Genomic DNA, 21,509 nt, shown 5'->3' on the forward strand with positions numbered 1-21,509 from the left:
GGTGCGCCGGAATCTCTTCTGACTGCACCCATTTAGGGAGTTCATTGCGTGCTGTCACTAGCGCTCGCCGTAGCGGCCGGTTCCGAACCGATCCACTGGGTGGACCTGGGGCTCAAGCCCTACCTGTTTGAAATCGGGTCGTTCCAGCTACGGTGGTACAGCCTCGCTTACCTGGCCGGAATCCTGTTGGGCTATTGGCACATTGCAAAAATGATCAAGGCACCCGGCGCACCAATGGCGCAGCGGCACCTTGATGACCTGTTCTTCTATTGCACGCTCGGCATCATCATCGGCGGGCGGCTGGGGTATGCCACCTTCTATGCGCCTGAGCTGTGGTCGAACCCGCTTGACCTGCTCAAATTGTGGAACGGCGGCATGAGTTTCCATGGCGGCCTGGTCGGCACGGTGATCGCCATGTGGTGGGTCGCCTGGCGCGGAGGCCTCTCGTTCTTGCGGGTGATTGATTATGTGGCGGTGGTCGTGCCGTTCGGCATGCTGTTTGGCCGCCTCGCCAATTTCGTGAATGGCGAGCTGTGGGGCCGCGTTGCCGAAAGCCCGATCGCCTGGGCGATGGTCTTTCCCGATGCCGGGCCTTACGCGCGCCATCCCAGCCAGCTTTACCAGGCGGGGCTCGAAGGCCTGCTGATGATGATCGTCATGTTGACGCTGTTCTGGAAGACCAATGCGCGCTTCCGCCCCGGCCTGATTGGCTCGGTCTTTGCGGTGGGCCTTGGCCTGTGCCGCTTTGTTGCCGAGTACTTCCGCGAGCCGGACGCCCAGCTCAGCGAGTTCGCGCTGCGCACCGGCCTGTCGATGGGCCAGTGGCTGACGATCCCGCTGGTCCTGGTTGGTCTGGTGTTCATGGCCCGGGCGCTGGTCCGCCCGCCGCTGGGCAGCGCCAAGGCCTGAACCCATGACGCAAGCAGGGGGAGAAAGCCTGGCGGCGATCTTCCGCCGCTTGATCGCCAGCACCGGGCCGATCAGCCTGATGCACTACATGGGCGAGGCCAATGCCCGCTACTACGCCAGCCGCGACCCGCTCGGCACTGCTGGCGACTTCGTCACCGCACCGGAAATCAGTCAGATGTTCGGTGAGCTGATCGGGCTGTGGCTGGCGGACATGTGGATCAACGCCGGGCGCAAGCAGACGGTTCACTACGTCGAGCTTGGTCCCGGCCGCGGCACCCTGGCGCGCGATGCCTTGCGCGCCGCCGGGCGGCATGGGCTGGAGCCGTCGGTGCACCTGGTCGAGGCTTCGGCCGCGCTGCGCGATGTCCAGTTGGCGACCGTTCCGGGCGCGCAGTGGCACCACGATCTGTCGACCATACCCGACCACGGCCCCTTGCTGGTCGTCGCCAACGAGTTCCTCGATGCCTTGCCGGTGCGGCAACTGGTCAAGACGGCGGAAGGCTGGCGCGAGCGGATGGTCGTACCCGATGGCGATCGCTTTGCCTGCATAGCCGGGCCGCAACCGATGGACCCGGCCGTGCCCGATGCGCGCCGTGATGCGCCAGATGGCACGATCTATGAACTGTGCCCCGGTGCGGCAGCGACGGTTTACGAAGTGGCCGGGCGTTTGAAGGATCAGGGCGGCGCGGCGCTATTCATCGACTATGGCCATGACAGCCCCCGCGATGGCTCGACGCTCCAGGCCGTCCGCGCACACCTCAAGGTCGACCCCTTCGTCAATCCGGGCGAGGCCGACCTTACTGCCCACGTCGATTTCGCCGCGCTCGTCCCAATCGCGGAATCGCGCGGAGCGCGCTGGATCGGCACCGTTCCGCAGGGCCGCTGGCTGCGCGCGCTGGGGATCGAGGCGCGCACCGAGGCGCTCTCCGCTTCCGCTCCGCAGCACGCTGCCGCGCTGCAGGTAGCTCGGGACCGGCTGATCGGGGACGGGCAGATGGGGCTGCTGTTCAAGGTGATGGGCCTGGCCGGACCAGGCTGGCCCGGCGGGGCCGGTTTTTCAGGCTGAAGCGGTCAAACCGCATCGGGCAGCAATCGGTTCCTGTGGACTGCCCTAATGGACAGGTAGACCACTGCCGCAATTTGGGCAGAACGGTGCGGCAATGACCGATCGTCGCCCAACTCTGCTCTCCCGCGTCACCCAGGCGGTGGTGCTGTGGCTCTATCGCTGGAAGGGCTGGACCATCACCGGCGAGCGGCCCGCCGCGCGCAAGTTCGTGATTACCGGCGCGCCGCACACCAGCAACTGGGACTTCATCTTCTTTGTCGGCACGGTCAACAAGCTGGGGATCAAGCCCAGCTTCATGGGCAAGGTCAGCCTGTTCAAGGGACCGCTCAAGCGCTTCATGTATGACATGGGCGGGCTGCCGGTCGATCGGTCCAAGCGCAACAACAACTATGTTGAGGAAACCGCCGCCTATTTCGATCGGGCCGAGGACCTCGCCCTGGTGGTCGCGCCCGAGGGGACGCGCGGGAGCGACGGAACCTGGCGTTCCGGTTTCTACCACATCGCGCTGCGTGCCGGGGTGCCGATCGTGCCAGCCTGGGTCAACAATGCCACGATGAAGGGCGGGATCGGCCCGGCGATCATGCCGACCGGGGACTATGCGGCCGATCTGGCCAAGATCGCCGCCTTTTATCGTTCGGTCATGCCCGATTGCCTACGGTTCGAACGGCTTGCTGCTTCGGCCGCGGCGCTGAAGGAAGCGGCGGCGGAAAGCCTGCCGGGAAGCTTGAAAGGGAAAGCCCATGGGTGAAGCCATGCTGGTCAATGCTGCAGTCGCGGCTGTCACATTGCTTGCGGCCTGGCTGGTCGCAGTACGGATCAACGACGTCTCTTTCATCGATGCGATCTGGGGCGGCGGCATGGCGGTGCTGGCCGTGGCCAGCTGGTTGCAACTGGGGGAACCGGACACCCGCGCCCACCTGATCGCTGGCATGGCGGCGCTGTGGGGGCTGCGGCTGTTCTGGCACCTCTACACCCGCTGGCGCGGCCACGGGGAGGACGTGCGCTATGCCCGGATGCTGGGCAAGGCCAAGGAACAGGGCCGTTTTGCCCAGGCCGCGTTGACTAAGGTCTTCGGCCCGCAGGCCTTCCTGCTGTACCTGACCTGTCTGCCCGCCCAGCTGGGCGTACTGGCCAGCGGCGCACCTGCTCCGCTTGGGCCCCTGGCGCTTGCCGGTGCAGCCCTGTGGCTGCTCGGCATGGTGTTCGAGGTGGTCGGCGATGCCCAGCTTACCGCTTTTCGCAAGGATCCTGCTAGCAAGGGCAAGGTGCTCGACACCGGCCTATGGCGCTATACCCGCCACCCCAATTACTTCGGCGATTGCTGCGTCTGGTGGGGGATCTGGCTGGCGGCGGCCGATGCCGGATTGTGGGTCGCGCTGGTCAGCCTGCCGGGGCCGCTGTTCCTGACCTTTACGCTCACCAAGTGGTCGGGCAAGCCGCTGCTCGAGAAAGGCCTGGCCAAGACCCGGCCCGGCTACGCCGAATATGTCAAGCGCACTTCAGGTTTCATTCCCTGGCCGCCCAAAGTGGACTGACATGGCCTAGCGCGGGGTAAGGTCCTTCGCTCGCTCTTCCAGTGGTACGGCGCGCGGCGGGATTGCCTGCAGCCAGGCTTCCAGCGCCGCCAGGTCTGAGATTCCCAGCACCCGGTCGGTACCCTTGGCCAGTTCGCTGTAGGTGTCCCCGCCATTGGCCAGGAAGTCGCTGGTGGTGACGCGATAGCGCGCCGCATCGTCGATCGGCTGGCCATCAAGCGTGATCGAAACGATCCGGCTGCCGATCGGACGCGACATGTCATAACTATAGGCAAACCCGCGCGAAGGGCTGAGCACCTGGTTCGGCCCGATCCCGTCGAAGTTCTGTTCAAGCAAGCGGCGGAGCTGCGCCCCAGTCAGCGTTTGGGTCAGCAGGGTGTTGTTGAACGGCTGGACCTTGTAGATATCGCCAAAGGTCAGCTGGCCGTTCTCGCCGGGTGCCAGCCGCCACGGCGCGCGGATGCCGAAGGGGTTCATGAAGGCGATCTGGGCCCCGGCTCCAGCGGTTGCAGCGAGCTGCGCATCCGCGATCAGCGAGCCAAGCGTGCCTCCCGTGCTGGAGGCATCGCCGCCGCGCGTTGCCTCGCCGCCGATCCGCCCGGCCGGACGGAGCGCAAATTGGCGCGCTGCTTCGGTGTACTTCACGACATAGTCGGCAATATCGGCGCGCGGGGCGAAGCGCGGGAAGCGGTCGGTATTGGGCGAAACGCGGTCGGCAGCGGGTCGATAGGCCTCGCTCTGGACGATGACGTTGCGGGCCGAGCGGCCCACCACCCGGCCGGCGCGTGGGTCGATCTCCAGGTTGATTTCGGTCACGAGGGTGCCGAACACCCCGGCGCTGGTCATCAGGACCGGCCTGGCCGGGTTTTTGCCCGGCCATTCGCAGATATAGGCCCAGTGCGTGTGGCCCGAGACGACCACGTCGACCCCGTCGAGCTGGTTCACGATCTCGCCCAGCGGCCCACTCGCGCCTTCGCAGCCCTGCGGGTTGGGGGTGCCCTTCGTCCGCACCCCTTCGTGGATCACCACCACGATCGCATCGGCCCCTGCTGCGCGCAGGCGCGGGACAGCGGCGTTGATCGTTGATGCTTCATCGGCGAAGGTCAGGCCCTTGATCCCCTCGGGCGAGACCAGTTCGCCGGTTCCTTCCAGCGTCAGTCCGATCAGGCCGATATCGACCTTGTTGCGGCCCGAACCGAAGCTGCGGATCGCCGTGCCCGGGAACAGGGTGGAACCATCGGCCTTGATCGTATTCGCGCCAAGGAACTTGAACTTCGCGCCCTTGAACGGCTCGACCTGGCAGGGCTTGCGCGCGGTGTGCTGGGTGCAGCCGCCACTTTGCATCCGCAGCAGCTCGTCCTGGCCGCGATCGAATTCGTGGTTGCCGGTGGCGTTGAAGTCCAGCCCGATTCGATTCATCACCTCGATCGTCGGTTCATCGAGGAACAGCGACGAGGCCAGCTGCGAGGCGCCGATCAGATCACCCGCGCTGACCACGAGGTGGTTGGGGTGCTGCGCCCTGAGGCTGTCTATCGCGCTGGCGAGATAGGCTGCGCCGCCCGCGGGAACCGGCATCGCCTCGCCCTTGTCATCCGGCACAAAGACCGACTGGCGCGGCATTTCCAGCGCACCGTGGAAATCGTTGATCGCCAGCAGCCCGACCTTGACCGTCGGTGCGGGCTGTCGGGCACCCTGCGGCGTGGCGCAGGCAGCGATCAGGGGCAGCAGGGCAAGCGGCAGAAAGCGAAGATTCGACATGAATCCGTCCTAGCTGATGCAGCGACGACAACAAGCCGTGCGTATTATGCAATTAAGACAGTTTCTTGAAACATTGCCCCTACCTTTCTATATTGCCCGCCATAACCCTAGGGGAGAATAGCGCCATGGCGCGGCCGCAGACGGACCTTGAAGCCGGACGGGAACAATTGCTCGATATCGCCACGGCGATGATCGAAGAGCGCGGCAATGGCGCACTGACCATGACCGAGCTGGCTGCCTTGGCTGGCATGTCCCCCGCCAATCTCTATCGCTACTTTGAGAGCAAGGAAGCCGTGATCGAGGCGATTGCCGGCCGCTGGTTTGCCCCCAAGGTGGCAATCATGGAGGAAGTGGTCGCCAGCGACCTGCCGCCCCGCCGCAAAATGTATGAGTTCTACGCCCGCCGCTTCGCCCTGATCCGCGGGATGTGGGAGCGCGATCCGGTGGTGTTCCAGACCTATTGCGATGTTGGCGAAGAGCACTTCGAAGTTGTGCGCAGCTATGTCGACCTGGGCGATCATTACCTGGGTGAGATTGTGGCTGAGGCCATGGCCGATGGGCACTTTGCCGGGCTCGAGATTGATGAAGCGATCAGCCTGATCAATCAGATGGTCGCGCCTTACGTGAATATCGGTCTGATGGGGCTGATCATGCCCAAGCTGTCGGAAGAAAAGCTGGCCCGGATCGTCGATGCCGTCTTCGATGGCTTGTCCGCGGTCGACCGCGGCGCGAGGGCGGTTACCGGCCTGCGCGCGGCGTAACGGGCAGGGCGGACGACGGTCCGCCATCTGGCCTACTGGCGCTGCCGTTCAAAACAGGTTACTTACAAAGGTGTGAGTAACACCCTGCGCCATAAGTTCGCCATTGCAGTCGAACCCCACGACATCGATTTCATGGGGCATGTCAACAATGCCCGATATCTCAACTGGGTGCAGGAAGCGGTGCTTGATCACTGGCGCGCCTTCGCCCCGCCGCATGCGGTTGCCGCGCACTTGTGGGTCGCCCTGAAGCACGAGATTACCTATCGCAAGCCAGGCTTCCTGGGCGATGACGTGGTCGCGACGGTTCTGCTCGAGAAGGTGCAGGGAGTCCGCGCGTTCTATGAAACGGTGATCCACCGCGGCGAGGACATCCTCGCTGAAGTCCGCTCGACCTGGTGCTCGCTCGACGCCGAAACCCTACGCCCCGCGCGGCTGGCGCGCGACGTGGTTGCAAAGTTCTTCCCGACTTAGAGCGGGCCGGTGGTGCTAGCCAATCGCGGAGGCGACTGGCCTACACGTCGAGATTCGCCACGTTCAGCGCGTTTTCCTGGATGAAGTCGCGGCGTGGTTCGACCACGTCGCCCATCAGGCGTGTGAAGATCTCGTCCGTCACGTCGGCATCCTCGACCTTGACCTGCAGCAGGCTGCGGTTGTCCGGATCGAGCGTGGTCTCCCACAGCTGCTCCGCATTCATCTCGCCCAGGCCCTTGTAGCGTGCGATCGACAGGCCCTTGCGCCCGGCGGCGAGCACGGCATCGAGCAGCTGGCTGGGGCGCGTGATCGTGCCGTCGCCAGCGATCAGGCGGACCGGGGCGGGGGCATCGCCCTCTTCGCTATCGGCCTCAACTTCCGGTTCGGCTTCGGCGGCGGCCGCGCGGACCAGCCGGGCAACGCCGGCATAGGCCTCGGCGTGTTCGGCCGCGACGCGGGCGAGCTTGCGTGCTTCGGCGCTGGTCAGGAAGCTCGCATCAATCGGGAAGGCATCGGTAACCCCGCGCCAAATGCGCTGGACCAGGACCGAGCCATCCTCACGCAGGCTGGCGCTCCAGCGGGCTTCCTGGTCGGCCCGGCCCAGCCGTTCGGCCACGCGGGCAAGCGCAGTGGTGCGGTCCGCCGGCGTGATATCGGGCAGCAGCGCGCCGTCCAGCGCCAGCGCCTCGATCACTGCCGCGTCATAGCGGCGCGGCACGAAGCCCATCAGGCTGCGCAGCCGCATGGCGTGTTCGACCAACGCCTCAAGCTCGCTGCCCGCGCGGGCCCCGCCCGAGGTTTCCAGCACCCGTCCGGTCAGGCCCGCCTCAACCAGGTAGCGATCGAGCGCGGCGGCGTCCTTCAGGTAGACCTCGCTGCGGCCCTTGGCGACCTTGTAGAGCGGCGGCTGGGCGATGAAGAGGTGCCCGTTGCGGATAATCTCTGGCATCTGCCGGTGGAAGAAGGTCAGCAGCAGCGTGCGGATATGCGCGCCGTCGACGTCGGCGTCGGTCATGATCACGATCTTGTGATAACGCAGCTTCGCCAGGTTGAATTCATCGCGGATGCCAGTGCCCATCGCCTGGATCAGCGTGCCGACTTCCTTCGAGCTGATGATCCGGTCAAACCGCGCGCGCTCGACGTTCAGGATCTTGCCCTTCAGCGGCAGGATCGCCTGAATGTTGCGGTCACGCCCCTGCTTGGCCGAACCGCCGGCCGAATCCCCTTCGACCAGGAACAGTTCGCACTTGCTGGGATCGCGTTCCTGGCAGTCGGCCAGCTTGCCGGGAAGGCTGGCGATGTCCATCGCGCCCTTGCGGCGGGTCAGCTCGCGGGCACGGCGGGCGGCTTCGCGCGCGGCGGCGGCGTCGATGATCTTGCCGACCACGGCCTTGGCATAGGCCGGGTTCTCTTCGAGCCACTCGCTCATCCGGTCAGCCATCAGGCTTTCCAGCGGCTGGCGCACTTCGGAGGAGACCAGCTTGTCCTTGGTCTGCGACGAGAACTTGGGGTCAGGCAGCTTGACCGAGACGATCGCGGTCAGCCCTTCGCGCATGTCCTCGCCGGTCAGGTTGACCTTTTCCTTCTTCAGCAGGCCGGACTTTTCGGCATAGCCGTTGAGCGTGCGGGTCAGCGCGGCGCGGAATGCGGCGAGGTGCGTGCCGCCATCGCGCTGCGGGATGTTGTTGGTGAAGCACAGGACGTTTTCGTAATACGAATCGTTCCATTCCAGCGCGACATCGATGCCGATCCCGTCCCGCTCCGAACTGATCGCGATCGGATCGGGCAGCAGCGGGGTCTTGTTGCGATCGAGGTACTTCACGAAGGCGGCAATCCCGCCTTCGTAGAACAGATCATGCTCCTTCACTTCCTCACCGCGCAGGTCGCGCAGCAGGATGCGCACGCCCGAGTTGAGGAAGGCCAGCTCGCGGTAGCGGTGCTCAAGCTTGTCGAAATCGTAGACCGTGACGTTCTTGAAGGTCTCTTCGCTGGCCAGGAAGGTCACGCGGGTGCCCTTCTTGCCGGCGGGCGCGGGACCGCGCACTACCAGCGGCGCAACGGCATCGCCATGGGCAAACTTCATCCAGTGTTCCTGGCCGTCGCGCCAGATCGTCAGCTCGAGCCATTCCGACAGGGCATTGACCACCGAGACGCCGACGCCGTGGAGACCGCCCGAAACCTTGTAGGCGTTATCGTCGCTGGTGTTCTCGAACTTACCGCCGGCGTGAAGCTGGGTCATGATGACCTCGGCCGCTGAAACACCTTCCTCGGCGTGGATGCCGGTCGGAATGCCGCGGCCGTTGTCTTCGACCGAAACCGAGCCATCGGGGTTGAGTTCGATCAGCACCAGGTCACAGTGGCCGGCCAGCGCCTCGTCGATCGCGTTGTCCGAAACCTCGAACACCATGTGGTGCAGCCCCGATCCGTCGTCGGTATCGCCAATGTACATGCCGGGCCGCTTGCGGACGGCATCCAGCCCTTTCAGGACCTTGATCGAATCGGCGCCATAGGCGTTCTGGTTGGCGCCAGAAGCGGGGGTGTTTTCGGGGGTATCGGACATGGTCCGGGCTATAGGCAAAGGGCGCCGAAACCCCAAGCAAAAGCGCCCTTCGCAAACCGCTTTTTCCCCAAGGTTGGGGCCAGGATCGGCGAAGTTGAAGCAAGCCTCTTTCCCCGCTGCGGCAAAGCTGCTCAATTGCTGCTTCCTGCACAGGGGAGAATACGATGAACAGGAAGCTTCTGGTCCTTGCAGGGTCGCTCGCGGCGCTGCTGTCGCACCCGGTTCTGGCAGGCGAAACATCGCCGCCAACCGCCCCGGTCGAAGTCGTGACCGACGATTATTACGGCACCAAGGTCGATGATCCCTACCGCTGGATGGAATCCGGCAAGGACCCGCGCTGGATGCCGTGGCTCAAGGCCCAGGCCGATCATACCGCCGCGGCCATGGCCAGGGTGCCAGGCCGCGACGGCCTGTTCAAATCGATCCAGGCGCTCTCGGGCGAGCAGGTTGGGGTCGGCATGGTCCGCAAGGCCGGGCAGGCGGTGTTCATCATGCGCCGCGACCGCGGGGCCGAGGATCCCAAGCTTTACGTTCGCCTGGGCAAGATGGCCGAGCGCGTGCTGGTCGATCCGGCAACCGTGCTGGGCACGCCGCAAGCGCTCGACTGGTGGGTGCCGTCGCCCGATGGCCGCTATGTCGCGGTCGGCCTGTCCAAGCGCGGCACCGAGGCTTCGGTGCTGCACGTGGTTGAAGTGCCCACCGGCAAGCTGCTGGAAACCAGGATCCCGGCAACCGATTTCGGCCAGGTTTCCTGGCTGCCGGATTCAAGCGGGTTCGGCTATCTTCAGCTGACGGGTGAGCAGGGCACACCCAGCTATTACCTCAACAATGTGTCGAAGCTGCACAAGCTGGGAAGCACCGGGCCCGATCCGCTGCTGTTCGATCGCGCCAAGGCCCCGGTGGCGCTGGCGCCCAATGACTTTGCAATCGTCGACTTTGACCGCAAGACCGACACGGCGGTCTTTGCGGTCTTTGACGGGCGGCGCGAATCGAAGCTCTATCTGACCAGCCGCTCGGCCCTGCTGGCCGGCAAGCCCGAGTGGCGCCGGGTGGGCGATTATGAAGCCCAGATCGAAGGCGCCGAAGTGCTGGGCACTGACCTGTGGATCAAAACCACACGCGATGCCCCGAATGGCAAGATCCTGGTGACACCGCTGGCCCAGCCCGACCTGGCAACCGCGCGCGAGATCAGGCTGCCGGGCAATCCGGTGATCGAGCGCATGCTGACCGTTGGCAATGCGGTGCTGGTATCGACCGTCGAAGGCGCGCAGAACGGGCTGTGGCGCGTCAGTGCCGCTGGCGAGGCGACTCGCGTGGCTCTGCCCTTTGCCGGTTCCGCCAATCTGCTCAGCAAGGTCGAGGAGACCGGAGAGGCCTATATCGGGCTGGTTGGCTGGCTGACGCCCAACGACATCTACCATATGACCCCCGACGGGACGCTGCACAGGATGAACCTGACCAGCAGTCCCGAGGGCTATGATCCGGCCCGCTATGAAGCCCGCACCCTGACCACGACGGCGCGCGATGGCACCACGGTTCCCTACACCGTGATCGCGCGCAAGGGCACGGGTGCCAAGGGGCCGGGGCCGCTGCTGATCGAGGCCTACGGTTCCTATGGCTATGCCTACCTGCCCGGCTTCCAGACCGCCCTGATGCCATTCCTTGATCGCGGCGGCACTTATGTGGTCGCTCATGTTCGCGGCGGCGGAGAGTTCGGACGGGACTGGCACTATGGCGGGCGCGGGCCGACCAAGGCCAACACCTGGAACGATGCGATCGACGTCGCGGAAACCTTGGTGAAGACCAAGCTGACCATACCTAAGCTGATGAGCATCATCGGCACTTCGGCGGGCGGGGTGATGGTGGGGCAGGCGGTCAACACCCGGCCGGACCTGTTCACCGGGGCGATTGCCAATGTCGGCTTCATGAACCCGATCCGCTACGTGTCGGAGCAGAACAACGCCGACATTCCCGAATGGGGCGGGCCGATCACCGATGCGGCCACCTTCAAGACGATGTTCGATCTTGATCCCTATCAGCACATCAAGGCGGGCACGAAATACCCGGCAACGCTGGTGGTGAGCGGGCTCAACGATCCGCGCGCCGCCACGTTTCACAGCGCCAAGTATGCCGCCCGCCTGGCCGCCGCGACCACCAGCGGCGAGCCGGTGATGCTGCGGATCGATTTTGGCGCAGGCCACGGCATGGGTTCAACCCGCAGCCAGCGCGACGCAATGTGGGCCGATATCTACAGCTTCGTGCTGTGGCAGGCCGGGGTGAAGGAATTCCAGCCGCCGCGCTGAACCATTTCAGGGAAGGGGATTGCAATGAAGGCACGTCTATTGGGGATCGCTTCGGCGCTGGTGCTGGGTCTGGTCGGGGCCCAGGCCCAGGCCCAGGCCCAGGACACGCTGCCGCCCGACAAGGCGAAGTTCCGCGCGCTCTACAAGGAAATGGTGGAAACCGACACGTCGATCACCACTGGCAGCTGCACCGCGCTGGCCGGCAAGATCGAAAAGCACATGCTGGCCAATGGCTTCCAGCAGTCGGAGCTGACCCAGTTTTCCGTGCCTGAGCATCCCAAGGAAGGCGGCATCGTCGCCGTCTTTCAGGGTAGCTCGAAAACGCTGAAGCCGATGCTGCTGCTTGGCCATATCGACGTGGTTGTGGCTAAGCGCGAGGACTGGACCCGCGATCCCTACACCCTGTTCGAGGAAGACGGCTATTTCTATGGCCGCGGCACCTCCGACATGAAGGCGCTCGCCGCGATCTGGGTCGACATGCTGGAACGATTCCGGGCCGAGGGCTACAAGCCCAAGCGGACGATCAAGCTGGCGCTGACCTGCGGTGAAGAAACCAGCTGGGCCTTCAACGGCGCGCGCTGGCTGACCGAGAACCGGCGTGACCTGATCGATGCCGAATTCGTCCTCAATGAAGGCGGCGGCGGGCGGACGGACGGCAAGGGCACGGTTGTCGCGCAGAACTTCCACGTCGGCGAAAAGACCGTCGGCAATTATCGGATCGAAGCGACCAATCCGGGCGGCCACTCCTCGATCCCGATCCGCGACAACGCGATCTACGAGCTGTCCGACGCGCTGATGAAGCTGCGCGAGTTCGAATTCCCTGTCATGCTCAACGATACCACGCGGGCCTACTTCTCGCGGCTGGGTGCCGGCCGGACCGACGAGATGGGCAAGGCCATGCTGGCCGTGGTTGCCAACCCGCAGGACAAGGCGGCCGTCGCGGTGCTCGACAAGGACCGGATGTATCACTCTATGCTGCGCACCACTTGCGTCGCCACGCAGCTTGATGGCGGCCATGCCAATAACGCGCTGCCGCAGCGCGCCGGTGCGCTTGTCAATTGCCGGATCTTCCCCGGCGTGGGCTATGAAGAGGTCCGCAAGACGCTCGAACAGGTGATCGCCGATCCGCGCATGACCGTGGTCAAGGTCGACGATCGCGGCCCGATCGCGGTACCGCCGCCGCTGACCAAGCAGATCCTTGAGCCGGCCGAGAAGTTGGTCGCCAAGTACTATCCCGGCGTGCCGCTGGTGCCGATGATGTCGACCGGGGGGACCGACGGGATCTTCTTCGGCGCGATCGGCATCCCATCCTATGGCCCGCCGGGGCTTTATGGCGATCCTGATGGCAATGGCGCGCATGGCCTGAACGAGCGGGCGATCGTCAAGGCGGTCTATACCGGGCGCGACATGCTGACCGAACTGGTCAAGGCCTATGCCAGCCCGAAGGGGCGCTGAGGGGGTTATGCCAATGCTGAAAACCGGGATCACGCTGGCCCTTGCGCTGGCGGCAACCAGCGCGCTCGCCCAGCCTGCACAACTCTCGCCGCAGAAGGCGGAGCTGCGCGAACTGTTCAAGGAGATGATCGAAACCGACACCTCGATCACCACGGGCAGCTGCACCTTGGCGGCGGAGCGGGTGGCGGCGCGGATGAAGGCGGCGGGCTTCAAGGATGACCAGCTGACCCTCTTCGCCGATCCGGCGCACCCCAAGGAAGGCGGCCTCGTCGCCGTCTTGCCGGGCAGTTCGAAGACGCTGAAGCCGCTGTTGCTGATCGCTCATATCGATGTGGTCGCGGCCAAGCGGGCGGACTGGGAACGCGATCCCTACACCCTGATCGATGAGGACGGCTATTTCTATGGCCGCGGCACCTCCGATACCAAGGGGCTGGCGGCGATCTGGACCGATATCCTGGTCCAGCACGCCAAGGCCGGGACGCGGGCCAAGCGCACGCTGAAAATGGCGCTGACCTGCGGCGAGGAAACCAATGGCGCCTTCAACGGGGCCGAATGGCTCGCCGCCAACAAGCGCGAGCTGATCGACGCCGAATTCGCGCTTAACGAAGGCGGCGGGGGCGGCACCAATGGCAAGGCGGTCGCGGCCGGCGGCAAGGTGGTTGAGCAGGCAATCCAGGTTGGGGAAAAGACCTTCGCCAATTACCAGCTCGAAGCGCGCAATCCGGGCGGGCACAGCTCGGTCCCGCGGCCTGACAATGCGATCTACCAGCTTGCGGGGGCGCTCAAGAAGATCGAGGCCCACAGCTTTCCGCTGGAATTCACCGACACCACCCGGACCTATTTCAAGGTGGCCGGGGCCGGGCGCGGCGATGCCGTGGGCAAGGCGATGGTCGCCCTGGCCGATAACCCGGCCGACAAGGCGGCCGAGGCCGTGGTCAATGCGGAACCGTTCCTCCATTCGAACCTGCGCACCACCTGCGTCGCGACGATGCTGGACGCCGGCCATGCCCGCAACGCGCTGCCGCAGCGGGCCCAGGCCAACGTCAACTGCCGGATCTTCCCCGGCCACTCGGTCGAGGCGATCCGGCAGGAGCTCTCGGCGATCATCGGCGATCCCGGCGTGACGGTCACCGCGCTCGCGCCGCTGCGGCCCAGCCCGCCCAATCCGCCGCTCGATCCCAAGGTGGTCGAACCCGCGCGCAAGCTGGTCGCCAAGTACTTCCCAGGCGTGCCGCTCGTGCCGGTGATGGCCAACGGCTATACCGACGCCACCTTCCTCGGTGCGGTCGGTATCCCGACTTATGGCGTCCCCGGGATGTGGGGCGATAGCGACGGCAACGGTGTCCACGGGCTCAACGAACGGCTGGAAGTGGCCGCGCTTTACACCGGGCGCGATTTCCTGGGTGAGCTAGTGGCTGCCTACGCGGGCAAGTAGCACACCACGCCGCACTTGCAGATGATTCGATATCGAACTATATAGTTTGATATCGAATCATTGGAGGCGGCCATGGTTTCGCGGCGACAGGTGATAGCAGGATTGGGCGGCGTTCTGGTGGCGGGCGCCGCCGCGGGAACCTGGCGGGTCATGCGCCAGCCCGACGCGGCGATTGGACCATGGCGCGACCTCGCCAGACCAGTAGCCGATGCGCGGCTCGACGCCTTCCGCCACGCTATCCTTGCCCCCAATCCGCACAATCGCCAGCCGTGGCTGATCCGCCTTGATGGTCAGGATGGCGCAACGCTGACCTGCGACCTGGCCAAGCGCTTGCCCCAGACCGACCCCTTTGACCGGCAGATCACCATCGGCTTTGGGACCTTCATCGAACTCGCCAGCATTGCCGCCAGTTCGCGCGGGCAGCGGCTTGAGGTGATCCCATTTCCGGATGGCGAGGCCCAGCCGCGCCTCGACAGCCGTCCAGTCGCGCGGTTGCGCTTTGTGCCCGACCCGGCACTTCGCCCCGATACCTTGCTGCCGGCCATCGCTGCGCGGCGGACCAATCGCCAGGTCTATCGCCCGCTCCCGGCAGGCCGGCTGGCCACGCTTGCTGAGCCGGGCGTGACCTTCAGCGATGATCCAGCCCTGCTCGAAGCCCTGCGGCAGATCACCGTGGCGGCAATTACCCGCGAGACGCGAACCCCCCGGACGCATCAGGAAAGCGTCGATCTGCTGCGGATCGGCGCAGCGGAGATCGATGCCAAGCCAGATGGACTGGCACTTTCGGGTCCGCTGATCGAGGCTACCGCCGCTTTGGGCATGACCACCCGTGCCAGCATCGCCGATCCGGCGAGCACGGCCTACCGGCTGGGACTGGAAGATCTGCAAACCACCTATGCTTCGATCCCGGCCGCCGCCTGGATCGCAACCCCGGACAACAGCCGGGCCAGCCAGATCGCGGCGGGACGGGCCTATGCCCGGCTAACCTTGCGCGCCGCTGCGGCCGGGGTCGCGATCCACCCGCTCAGCCAGTCCATGCAGGAATATCCCGAAATGGCCGAGCTCTTTGCCTCCGTGCATCGTTTGCTGGTGCCAGAGCCGGGGGCTCGGCTACAGATGCTGGCGCGGCTGGGGCTGGCTGATCCGGTCCGCCCCGCTGCCCGCTATCCGCTGGAGGCCCACCTGCTCGCATGACCGAAGATCCGCTTGCCTTTCAACTGTTCACCGAAATCGGGATCATCGACCAGCTCGGCGGCACCGCCTTTGAGCGGACCCTGCCGCGCGGCATGACCCGGGCCCAGTTCGGGGTTCTGCAACATCTTTCGCGCCGGGCGCGGCCCAGCCAGTCGCCCGGGACAATCGCGGCGGCCATGCAGGTCAGCCGCGCGACCATGACCAGCACGCTTGGCCGGTTGGTCCAGCGTGGCCTGGTGGAGATTGCCGACGATCCCGCTGACGGGCGCGGCAAGCAGGTAAGACTTACCGATGCGGGCGAGGCTATGCGCCAGGCTTGCATTGCGGCAATCATGCCACTGCTGCCGTTAGTCGATAGGGCGCTGGCCCAACCGGATCAGGTGCGCTTGCTTGAACTGCTGCGGCAATTGCGCGAGGCACTGGACCGCGCGCGGGATTGAACCCCTGGACAAACGAAAGGCCGCCGCGCCGGATCGGCGCGACGGCCTTTGGTTTGGGAATGTGCTGTCCGCGCGGGACGCCTGAAGGATCAGGCGAGGGTGGCGGAGAACATCAGACCGCTCGTGCTGAGAGCGGCGATGATCGGCAGCACAAAGGCGGCGATGCTACGCATTGTGTGCTCCTCTTGAGTTGTGCGACTGCTCATTCAGTTCGCATTTGCAACATAATCTTTCCGGTAGAGATTACTAGTGCAAAGGCGGAAAAACTTGTTGCAAACTTTGCAACTTAAATTTTCGCCCCGGTAAGCGGCCGCAACGGCACTCCGCGCTTGCATGGGCGGCAGCCGCTTGCTTGGGAGGAAAAAAGAGAATCCAGAGAGGAAGCCCGCCGATGACTGCCGATCCCGCCCTGCAGCTTGACCTGCCCTTCGGGTCCTTTCCCGGCCTGATCGCCGCCTGGGGCGAATATCGCGGCGATGCCCCGGCGCTTTACGATGGCGCGGTCACGCTCTCGTGGCGCGAAATGGCAGACCGGGTTGAGCGGATCGCCGCCCGGCTCCAGGCCGATGGGCTGCAACGCGGCCAGGCGGTGGCGATCCTGGGCACCACCACGGTCAATTACGCGCTGATCTACCTCGCCGCGATCCGCGCCGGGGGCTGTGCCGCGCCGCTGACTACCAGCGCCAGCCCGGAACAGCTGGCGGGGATGGCCAAGGATTCGGGCGCGATCCACCTGTTCATCGATCGCGCCAAGCTGACCGAACTGGGCGATTTCAAGTTGCCGATCGAAAACCAGATCGTCCTCGATGAAGACCTGGAGGGTTTTATGGCGCCGGCAGGGACCAAGGCCGCGCCGTTCGATCCGGAGGATGCCGACCCGCTCAACATCATCTACTCTTCAGGGACCACTGGCATCCCCAAGGGCATCGTCCACAGCCACGGCATGCGCTGGCGGCAGATGACCTTCCGCGCCTCGCTCAATTACGGCGCGGACAGCCGCACGCTGACCTCGACCCCGCTCTATTCGAACACCACCATGGCCGTGTTCCTGCCGACGATGTACTCGGGCGGCTATGTCTCGCTGATGGGCAAGTTCGACACCGAAAAGTGGCTCGAACGCGCCCAGGCCGAGCGGATCACTCACACCATGCTGGTCCCGGTGCAGTACCGCCGGCTGATGCAGTTCGAACGCTTCGACGACTATGACCTCGCGTCGATGAAGATGAAGTACTGCACCAGCGCGCCGTTCCCGGCCGATCTCAAGGGAGAGGTGCTGCGGCGGATGCCCGGCGGCCTGATCGAGATCTATGGCATGACAGAGGGCGGGGTGGCGTGCATCTTCCCGGTCCACGAACACCCCGACAAGCTCCACACTGTCGGCAAGCCCGCACCGGGCCATTTCCTGAAAGTGCTGGACGAGAACCTGAAGGAAGTGCCGCCTGGCACCCCCGGCGAACTGGTCGGCAAGTCGCCCACCATGATGCTGGGCTACAAGAACCAGCCCGAAAAGACCCGCGAAGGCTATTGGATCGATCCCGAGGACGGCTCGGTCTGGCAGCGGATGGGCGATGTCGGGCGGGTCGACGCCGATGGCTTCGTCGAACTGGTCGGGCGGACCAAGGATGTGATCATCTCGGGGGGGTTCAACATCTTCCCGATCGACCTTGAAAGCGAACTCGCCAAGGACGAGCGCGTGGTCGAAGCCGCTGTGGTGGGCGTCCAATCGGAGAAGTGGGGCGAAACCCCGGTCGGCTTTGTCGTGCTGCGGCCGGGCGTCGGCGAAGAATCCCTGGAGGACATCCGAATCGTCGCCAACAGCCGCCTTGGCAAGACCCAGCGCGTGGCCGAACTCTACGCCATCGCCGAGATGCCGCGCAGCCATATCGGCAAGCTGCTGAAGACCGATCTGCGGGAGCTCGTGCCGGCGAAACCGCGCTGAATGTTGAAGGCGTACCAAGCACTTGGGCAAACGATTGCCGGAGCGCTCTCTGCTGGGGCCGCTGCGGGCTTGAACTGTTGATCTAACGAAACAATTCGCGTAGTCCAACGCGATGGGAAGCAAAAACAATAACGACGAACATCAATTGTGCCAGCTCCTTGTTGACCTGGATGCATGTTTGAATCTGGCGGACAATCTGCAATTGCCGCTGGTGGCAATTTCGATCTGCGAAGCAGCCGACAAGGTCCGTGCAGAGATCAGACGGGTCAATCGCGGGAAGGAGCACTCCGGTGCGAGCAGAAACGTGAACTGAGGGCTTCGTCAGGTGGAGTGGTGTCAATGATTGGTAATGGAGGGCAGTCTGTCCGCGCTGATGCTCTCGAGAATCTTGCTTACAGTACCTATTTGACCCGCAAAATTCGTTACGAGCTGATCAGTTCCGACCTCTTGGGGGAGCCGGCCTGGGATATCCTTTTGCTGCTTTTCTCCCATGCAAACCGCGCCCAGCAGCTTTCGTTCGAAGAATTGGCCAGGGAACTCGAACTCGGGCTGCCATTGACCGAAAGGTGGCTGCGCGTGTTGGAAGAACACGGTCTCGTTACCACCCAGGCAAATCTTGCGGAGCTGTCGGAACAAGGGCGCACCAAGTTGAAGGCCTATCTGCGGCGCCAGATCGCCGCGCTTACTGCATTGCTGCGTGAAGCACCGCCGCTGCGCATTGTCGGCAGCAACGAAGGCGGTTCAGCGCAAGGTTGATGGCATTGCCGCGGCCGGACAGATCCGGCTGTGAAGGGGGATTGCCGCGCCGCCACCCTTGCCTCTGCGCCACGCCGCCCTTATCGGCCAGCCATGAGCATCCAGCCTTCAGATTCGATCCTGATCGTCGATTTCGGCAGCCAGGTAACCCAGCTGATCGCGCGCCGTGTGCGCGAAGCCGGGGTCTATTCGGAAATCGCGCCGTTCAGCAGCGCCGCCGCTGCTTTCCAGCGGATGCAGCCCAAGGGGATTATCCTTTCAGGCGGACCGGCCTCGGTACTTGATGAGAATGGTCCGCGCATCCCGGAGGAGATCCTGGAAAGCGGACTGCCGATCATGGCGATCTGCTATGGCCAGCAGGCGCTGATGCATCAGCTTGGCGGTGAAGTCGTGCAGGGTGACAGCGGCGAATTCGGCCGTGCCTTCATCGAGGTTTCGGACCGCTGTGTGCTGTTCGATGGCCTTTGGGCCGAAGGCGAGACCCACCAGGTCTGGATGAGCCACGGCGACAAGGTAACGGCGCTGGCCCCCGGCTTTCGCCCCGTCGCCAGCTCGCCCGGCGCGCCCTATGCGGTGATCGCGAATGACGAAAAGCGCATCTATGCGATGCAGTTCCACCCCGAAGTGGTCCACACGCCGGACGGGGCCAAGCTATACAAGAACTTCGTGCGCCATGTCTGCGGCCTTGCCGGCGATTGGACCATGGCCGAGTTCCGCAAGACCAAGATCGAGGAAATCCGCGCCCAGGTCGGCAAGGGAAAGGTGATCTGCGGCCTGTCGGGAGGGGTCGACAGTGCCGTCGCCGCGGTGCTGATCCACGAAGCGATCGGCGATCAGCTGACCTGTGTTTTCGTTGATCACGGCCTGATGCGGCTGGGCGAGGCCGAGCAGGTCGTCAGCCTGTTCCGCGGCCACTACAACATCCCGCTGGTCCACAAGGATGTCTCGGCGCTGTTCCTCAACGGCCTGGCCGGTGTCACCGACCCCGAAGCCAAGCGCAAGTTCATCGGCAAGACCTTTATCGACGTGTTCGAGGAAGAGGCCAAGCAAGTGGGTGGGGCCGATTTCCTCGCTCAGGGCACGCTCTATCCCGACGTCATCGAGTCCGTCTCCTTCACCGGCGGGCCAAGTGTCACGATCAAGAGCCACCACAATGTCGGCGGCCTGCCCGACCGCATGAACATGCAGCTGGTCGAACCCCTGCGTGAACTGTTCAAGGACGAAGTCCGCGAGCTGGGCCGCGAGCTGGGCCTGCCCGAAATCTTCGTCGGCCGCCATCCCTTCCCGGGGCCTGGTCTGGCCATCCGCATTCCAGGCGAAGTGACCCGCGAGCGGTGCGACATCCTGCGTAAGGCGGATGCGATCTATCTCGAGGAAATCCGCAACGCCGGGCTTTATGATGCGATCTGGCAGGCCTTCGCCGTGCTGCTGCCGGTCAAGACCGTCGGCGTGATGGGCGATGGCCGCACCTATGACTCGGTCTGTGCCCTGCGCGCCGTGACCAGCACCGACGGCATGACTGCCGATATCTATCCCTTCGACGCCGCCTTCCTAAGCCGCGTCGCGACCCGGATCATCAACGAGGTCAAGGGCATCAACCGCGTGGTCTATGACTATACGTCAAAGCCGCCGGGGACCATCGAGTGGGAGTGACCTGCCGGGTCCTAAGACCGGGCTGACGGAGCGCAAAGCCCCGACTAGCAGCCGCTGATGGAATGGATCCCGACCCGCGCCGCGGGCCTTGAACGGCTGGCGCAGTTCCTGCCCCACGCAGGTCGCGCTTATGCCGAGCGGCGCAACATCGATTTTGGGCCGCAGGACCGCTCAAACGTTTCGGCGCTTTCGCCCTGGCTGCGCCGGCGGCTGGTCACCGAAGAAGAGGTGGTAGCGGCCGTCCTGGCCCGGCACGGTTTCACAGCTGCCGAGAAATTCATTCAGGAAGTGGCTTGGCGAACCTATTGGAAAGGCTGGCTTGAACTGCGTCCTGCCATGCTCGAGCAGTTCGATGCAGATCGGATCGCACTGAAGGCGCAGCTTGAGGCGGATCGTCATCTGCAACGCCGCTTCGCCCGCGCGGCCGAAGGAGCCACCGGGATCGCCTGCTTCGATGCCTGGGTGGAAGAATTGCGGGGCCACGGCTGGCTCCACAACCATGCAAGGATGTGGTTCGCCAGCGTGTGGATCTTTACCCTGCGCCTGCCGTGGCAGCTGGGGGCGGACTTCTTCTACAAGCACCTGCTCGATGCCGATCCGGCCTCCAACACGCTGTCGTGGCGCTGGGTCGCGGGGCTGCACACGCAGGGCAAGCATTACCTGGCGCGGGCCGAAAACATCGCCCGTAATTCCGGTGGCAGGTTTGCCCCCTATGGTCAGCTTGATGAAGCGGCGCTGCCGCTGTCGGAAGATGTGCCGCCGCTACCGGTCACGCCGCTGGCTCTGGCCCCGCGACACGATGGCGGCCCCTGCGCGCTGCTGCTGACCGAGGAAGACCTGCATCCCGAAAGCTGGGATTTGATGGGTGAGATCAAAGCGATTGCGGTGCTACCCGGTGCAACTGTCGCGGTGCCTGACAGCCCTGCTGCACGCTTCTCGGCTGGGGCACTAGCGGATGCAGCGGCGCGCGCGTCAGCACATTTTGGCGTTGATTGCGCTAAAGTAACCGCCAACGAGATCCCGGCCTGGCTCGCCCAGCAAGGGCAAACCACTTTGGTGACCGCACAGGTGCCGGTCGGCCTGATCGCCTGGCAACTGCGCACTGTTGAAGCGCGGCTCGCGGCCGATGGCGCGCGGCTGGTTGCGCTTCGTCGTGCCTGGGACGATCTGCTCTGGCCACTGGCGACTGCGGGTTTCTTCAAGCTCAAGACCAGACTGCCCGGAGTGATCGCCCGGCTGGGGCTTGATCCGGCGGCACCCCGACTGCTTTGAAC

At 64.6% G+C, this 21,509-nt stretch carries 18 protein-coding genes; 16 read left to right on the forward strand and 2 right to left on the reverse strand.

Annotated features, from left to right (window positions below; all coding sequences use genetic code 11):
* The first annotated feature begins 48 nt into the window (after positions 1-48).
* From lgt to FRF71_RS07425, 4 genes are all read left to right on the forward strand, one after another.
* Positions 49-909, forward strand: coding sequence for a prolipoprotein diacylglyceryl transferase (gene lgt / locus FRF71_RS07410; protein ID WP_238339499.1), 861 nt, complete (start codon positions 49-51; stop codon positions 907-909).
* A gap of 4 nt (positions 910-913) precedes the next feature.
* On the forward strand, positions 914-1,975 hold the full coding sequence (locus FRF71_RS07415; protein ID WP_147090004.1) for a class I SAM-dependent methyltransferase: 1,062 nt from the start codon (positions 914-916) through the stop codon (positions 1,973-1,975).
* Positions 1,976-2,069: 94 nt separating this feature from the next.
* Complete coding sequence (locus FRF71_RS07420; protein ID WP_147090005.1) at positions 2,070-2,723, forward strand: 1-acyl-sn-glycerol-3-phosphate acyltransferase; 654 nt, start codon at positions 2,070-2,072, stop codon at positions 2,721-2,723.
* Positions 2,716-3,510 carry a DUF1295 domain-containing protein gene (locus FRF71_RS07425; RefSeq protein WP_147090006.1) on the forward strand — a complete coding sequence of 265 codons (795 nt, stop codon included), beginning with the start codon at positions 2,716-2,718 and terminating at the stop codon, positions 3,508-3,510. Before FRF71_RS07420 ends, FRF71_RS07425 begins: the two co-directional genes overlap by 8 nt.
* A 6-nt stretch (positions 3,511-3,516) precedes the next feature.
* On the opposite strand, the gene FRF71_RS07430 is transcribed toward FRF71_RS07425, so the two are convergent.
* The gene (locus tag FRF71_RS07430) at positions 3,517-5,268 is read right to left on the reverse strand and encodes a bifunctional metallophosphatase/5'-nucleotidase (protein WP_147090007.1); all 1,752 of its coding nucleotides are present in this window, start codon (positions 5,266-5,268) and stop codon (positions 3,517-3,519) included.
* A 125-nt stretch (positions 5,269-5,393) separates the two neighbouring features.
* On the opposite strand from FRF71_RS07430, the gene FRF71_RS07435 reads away from it, so the two are divergent.
* Both FRF71_RS07435 and FRF71_RS07440 read left to right on the forward strand, forming a co-directional pair.
* Complete coding sequence (locus FRF71_RS07435) at positions 5,394-6,029, forward strand: TetR/AcrR family transcriptional regulator (protein WP_147090008.1); 636 nt, start codon at positions 5,394-5,396, stop codon at positions 6,027-6,029.
* A gap of 72 nt (positions 6,030-6,101) precedes the next feature.
* The gene (locus FRF71_RS07440) at positions 6,102-6,500 is read left to right on the forward strand and encodes an acyl-CoA thioesterase (protein WP_147090009.1); all 399 of its coding nucleotides are present in this window, start codon (positions 6,102-6,104) and stop codon (positions 6,498-6,500) included.
* A 40-nt stretch (positions 6,501-6,540) separates the two neighbouring features.
* On the opposite strand, the gene gyrB is transcribed toward FRF71_RS07440, so the two are convergent.
* Positions 6,541-9,060, reverse strand: a complete 2,520-nt coding sequence (gene gyrB / locus FRF71_RS07445; RefSeq protein ID WP_147090010.1) for a DNA topoisomerase (ATP-hydrolyzing) subunit B — start codon at positions 9,058-9,060, stop codon at positions 6,541-6,543.
* A 164-nt stretch (positions 9,061-9,224) separates the two neighbouring features.
* On the opposite strand from gyrB, the gene FRF71_RS07450 reads away from it, so the two are divergent.
* The 10 genes from FRF71_RS07450 to FRF71_RS07495 all read left to right on the forward strand — a co-directional run bounded on the left by FRF71_RS07450 (position 9,225) and on the right by FRF71_RS07495 (position 21,507).
* Entirely contained in the window at positions 9,225-11,363 is a 2,139-nt protein-coding gene (locus tag FRF71_RS07450; protein WP_147090011.1) for a prolyl oligopeptidase family serine peptidase, read from the forward strand.
* A gap of 24 nt (positions 11,364-11,387) precedes the next feature.
* Positions 11,388-12,818 carry a M20/M25/M40 family metallo-hydrolase gene (locus FRF71_RS07455; protein ID WP_147090012.1) on the forward strand — a complete coding sequence of 477 codons (1,431 nt, stop codon included), beginning with the start codon at positions 11,388-11,390 and terminating at the stop codon, positions 12,816-12,818.
* A gap of 7 nt (positions 12,819-12,825) precedes the next feature.
* Positions 12,826-14,253 (forward strand): M20/M25/M40 family metallo-hydrolase, encoded by a 1,428-nt coding sequence (locus FRF71_RS07460; protein ID WP_147090013.1) that lies wholly within the window; start codon positions 12,826-12,828, stop codon positions 14,251-14,253.
* 72 nt (positions 14,254-14,325) lie between these two features.
* Positions 14,326-15,447, forward strand: coding sequence for a nitroreductase family protein (locus tag FRF71_RS07465; RefSeq protein ID WP_147090014.1), 1,122 nt, complete (start codon positions 14,326-14,328; stop codon positions 15,445-15,447).
* Positions 15,444-15,887, forward strand: a complete 444-nt coding sequence (locus FRF71_RS07470) for a MarR family winged helix-turn-helix transcriptional regulator (RefSeq protein WP_147090015.1) — start codon at positions 15,444-15,446, stop codon at positions 15,885-15,887. Before FRF71_RS07465 ends, FRF71_RS07470 begins: the two co-directional genes overlap by 4 nt.
* Before the next feature lie 391 nt (positions 15,888-16,278).
* The gene (locus FRF71_RS07475; protein WP_147090016.1) at positions 16,279-17,826 is read left to right on the forward strand and encodes a class I adenylate-forming enzyme family protein; all 1,548 of its coding nucleotides are present in this window, start codon (positions 16,279-16,281) and stop codon (positions 17,824-17,826) included.
* Positions 17,827-17,938: 112 nt separating this feature from the next.
* Complete coding sequence (locus FRF71_RS07480) at positions 17,939-18,139, forward strand: hypothetical protein (protein WP_147090017.1); 201 nt, start codon at positions 17,939-17,941, stop codon at positions 18,137-18,139.
* A 26-nt stretch (positions 18,140-18,165) separates the two neighbouring features.
* Positions 18,166-18,582, forward strand: coding sequence for a helix-turn-helix domain-containing protein (locus FRF71_RS07485; RefSeq protein WP_147090018.1), 417 nt, complete (start codon positions 18,166-18,168; stop codon positions 18,580-18,582).
* A 93-nt stretch (positions 18,583-18,675) separates the two neighbouring features.
* Positions 18,676-20,235 (forward strand): glutamine-hydrolyzing GMP synthase, encoded by a 1,560-nt coding sequence (guaA, locus tag FRF71_RS07490; RefSeq protein WP_147090019.1) that lies wholly within the window; start codon positions 18,676-18,678, stop codon positions 20,233-20,235.
* A 57-nt stretch (positions 20,236-20,292) separates the two neighbouring features.
* Positions 20,293-21,507 (forward strand): FAD-binding domain-containing protein, encoded by a 1,215-nt coding sequence (locus tag FRF71_RS07495; protein WP_147090020.1) that lies wholly within the window; start codon positions 20,293-20,295, stop codon positions 21,505-21,507.
* Positions 21,508-21,509: the final 2 nt, after the last annotated feature.

Source organism: Novosphingobium ginsenosidimutans, from assembly GCF_007954425.1.
GTDB lineage: Bacteria > Pseudomonadota > Alphaproteobacteria > Sphingomonadales > Sphingomonadaceae > Novosphingobium > Novosphingobium ginsenosidimutans.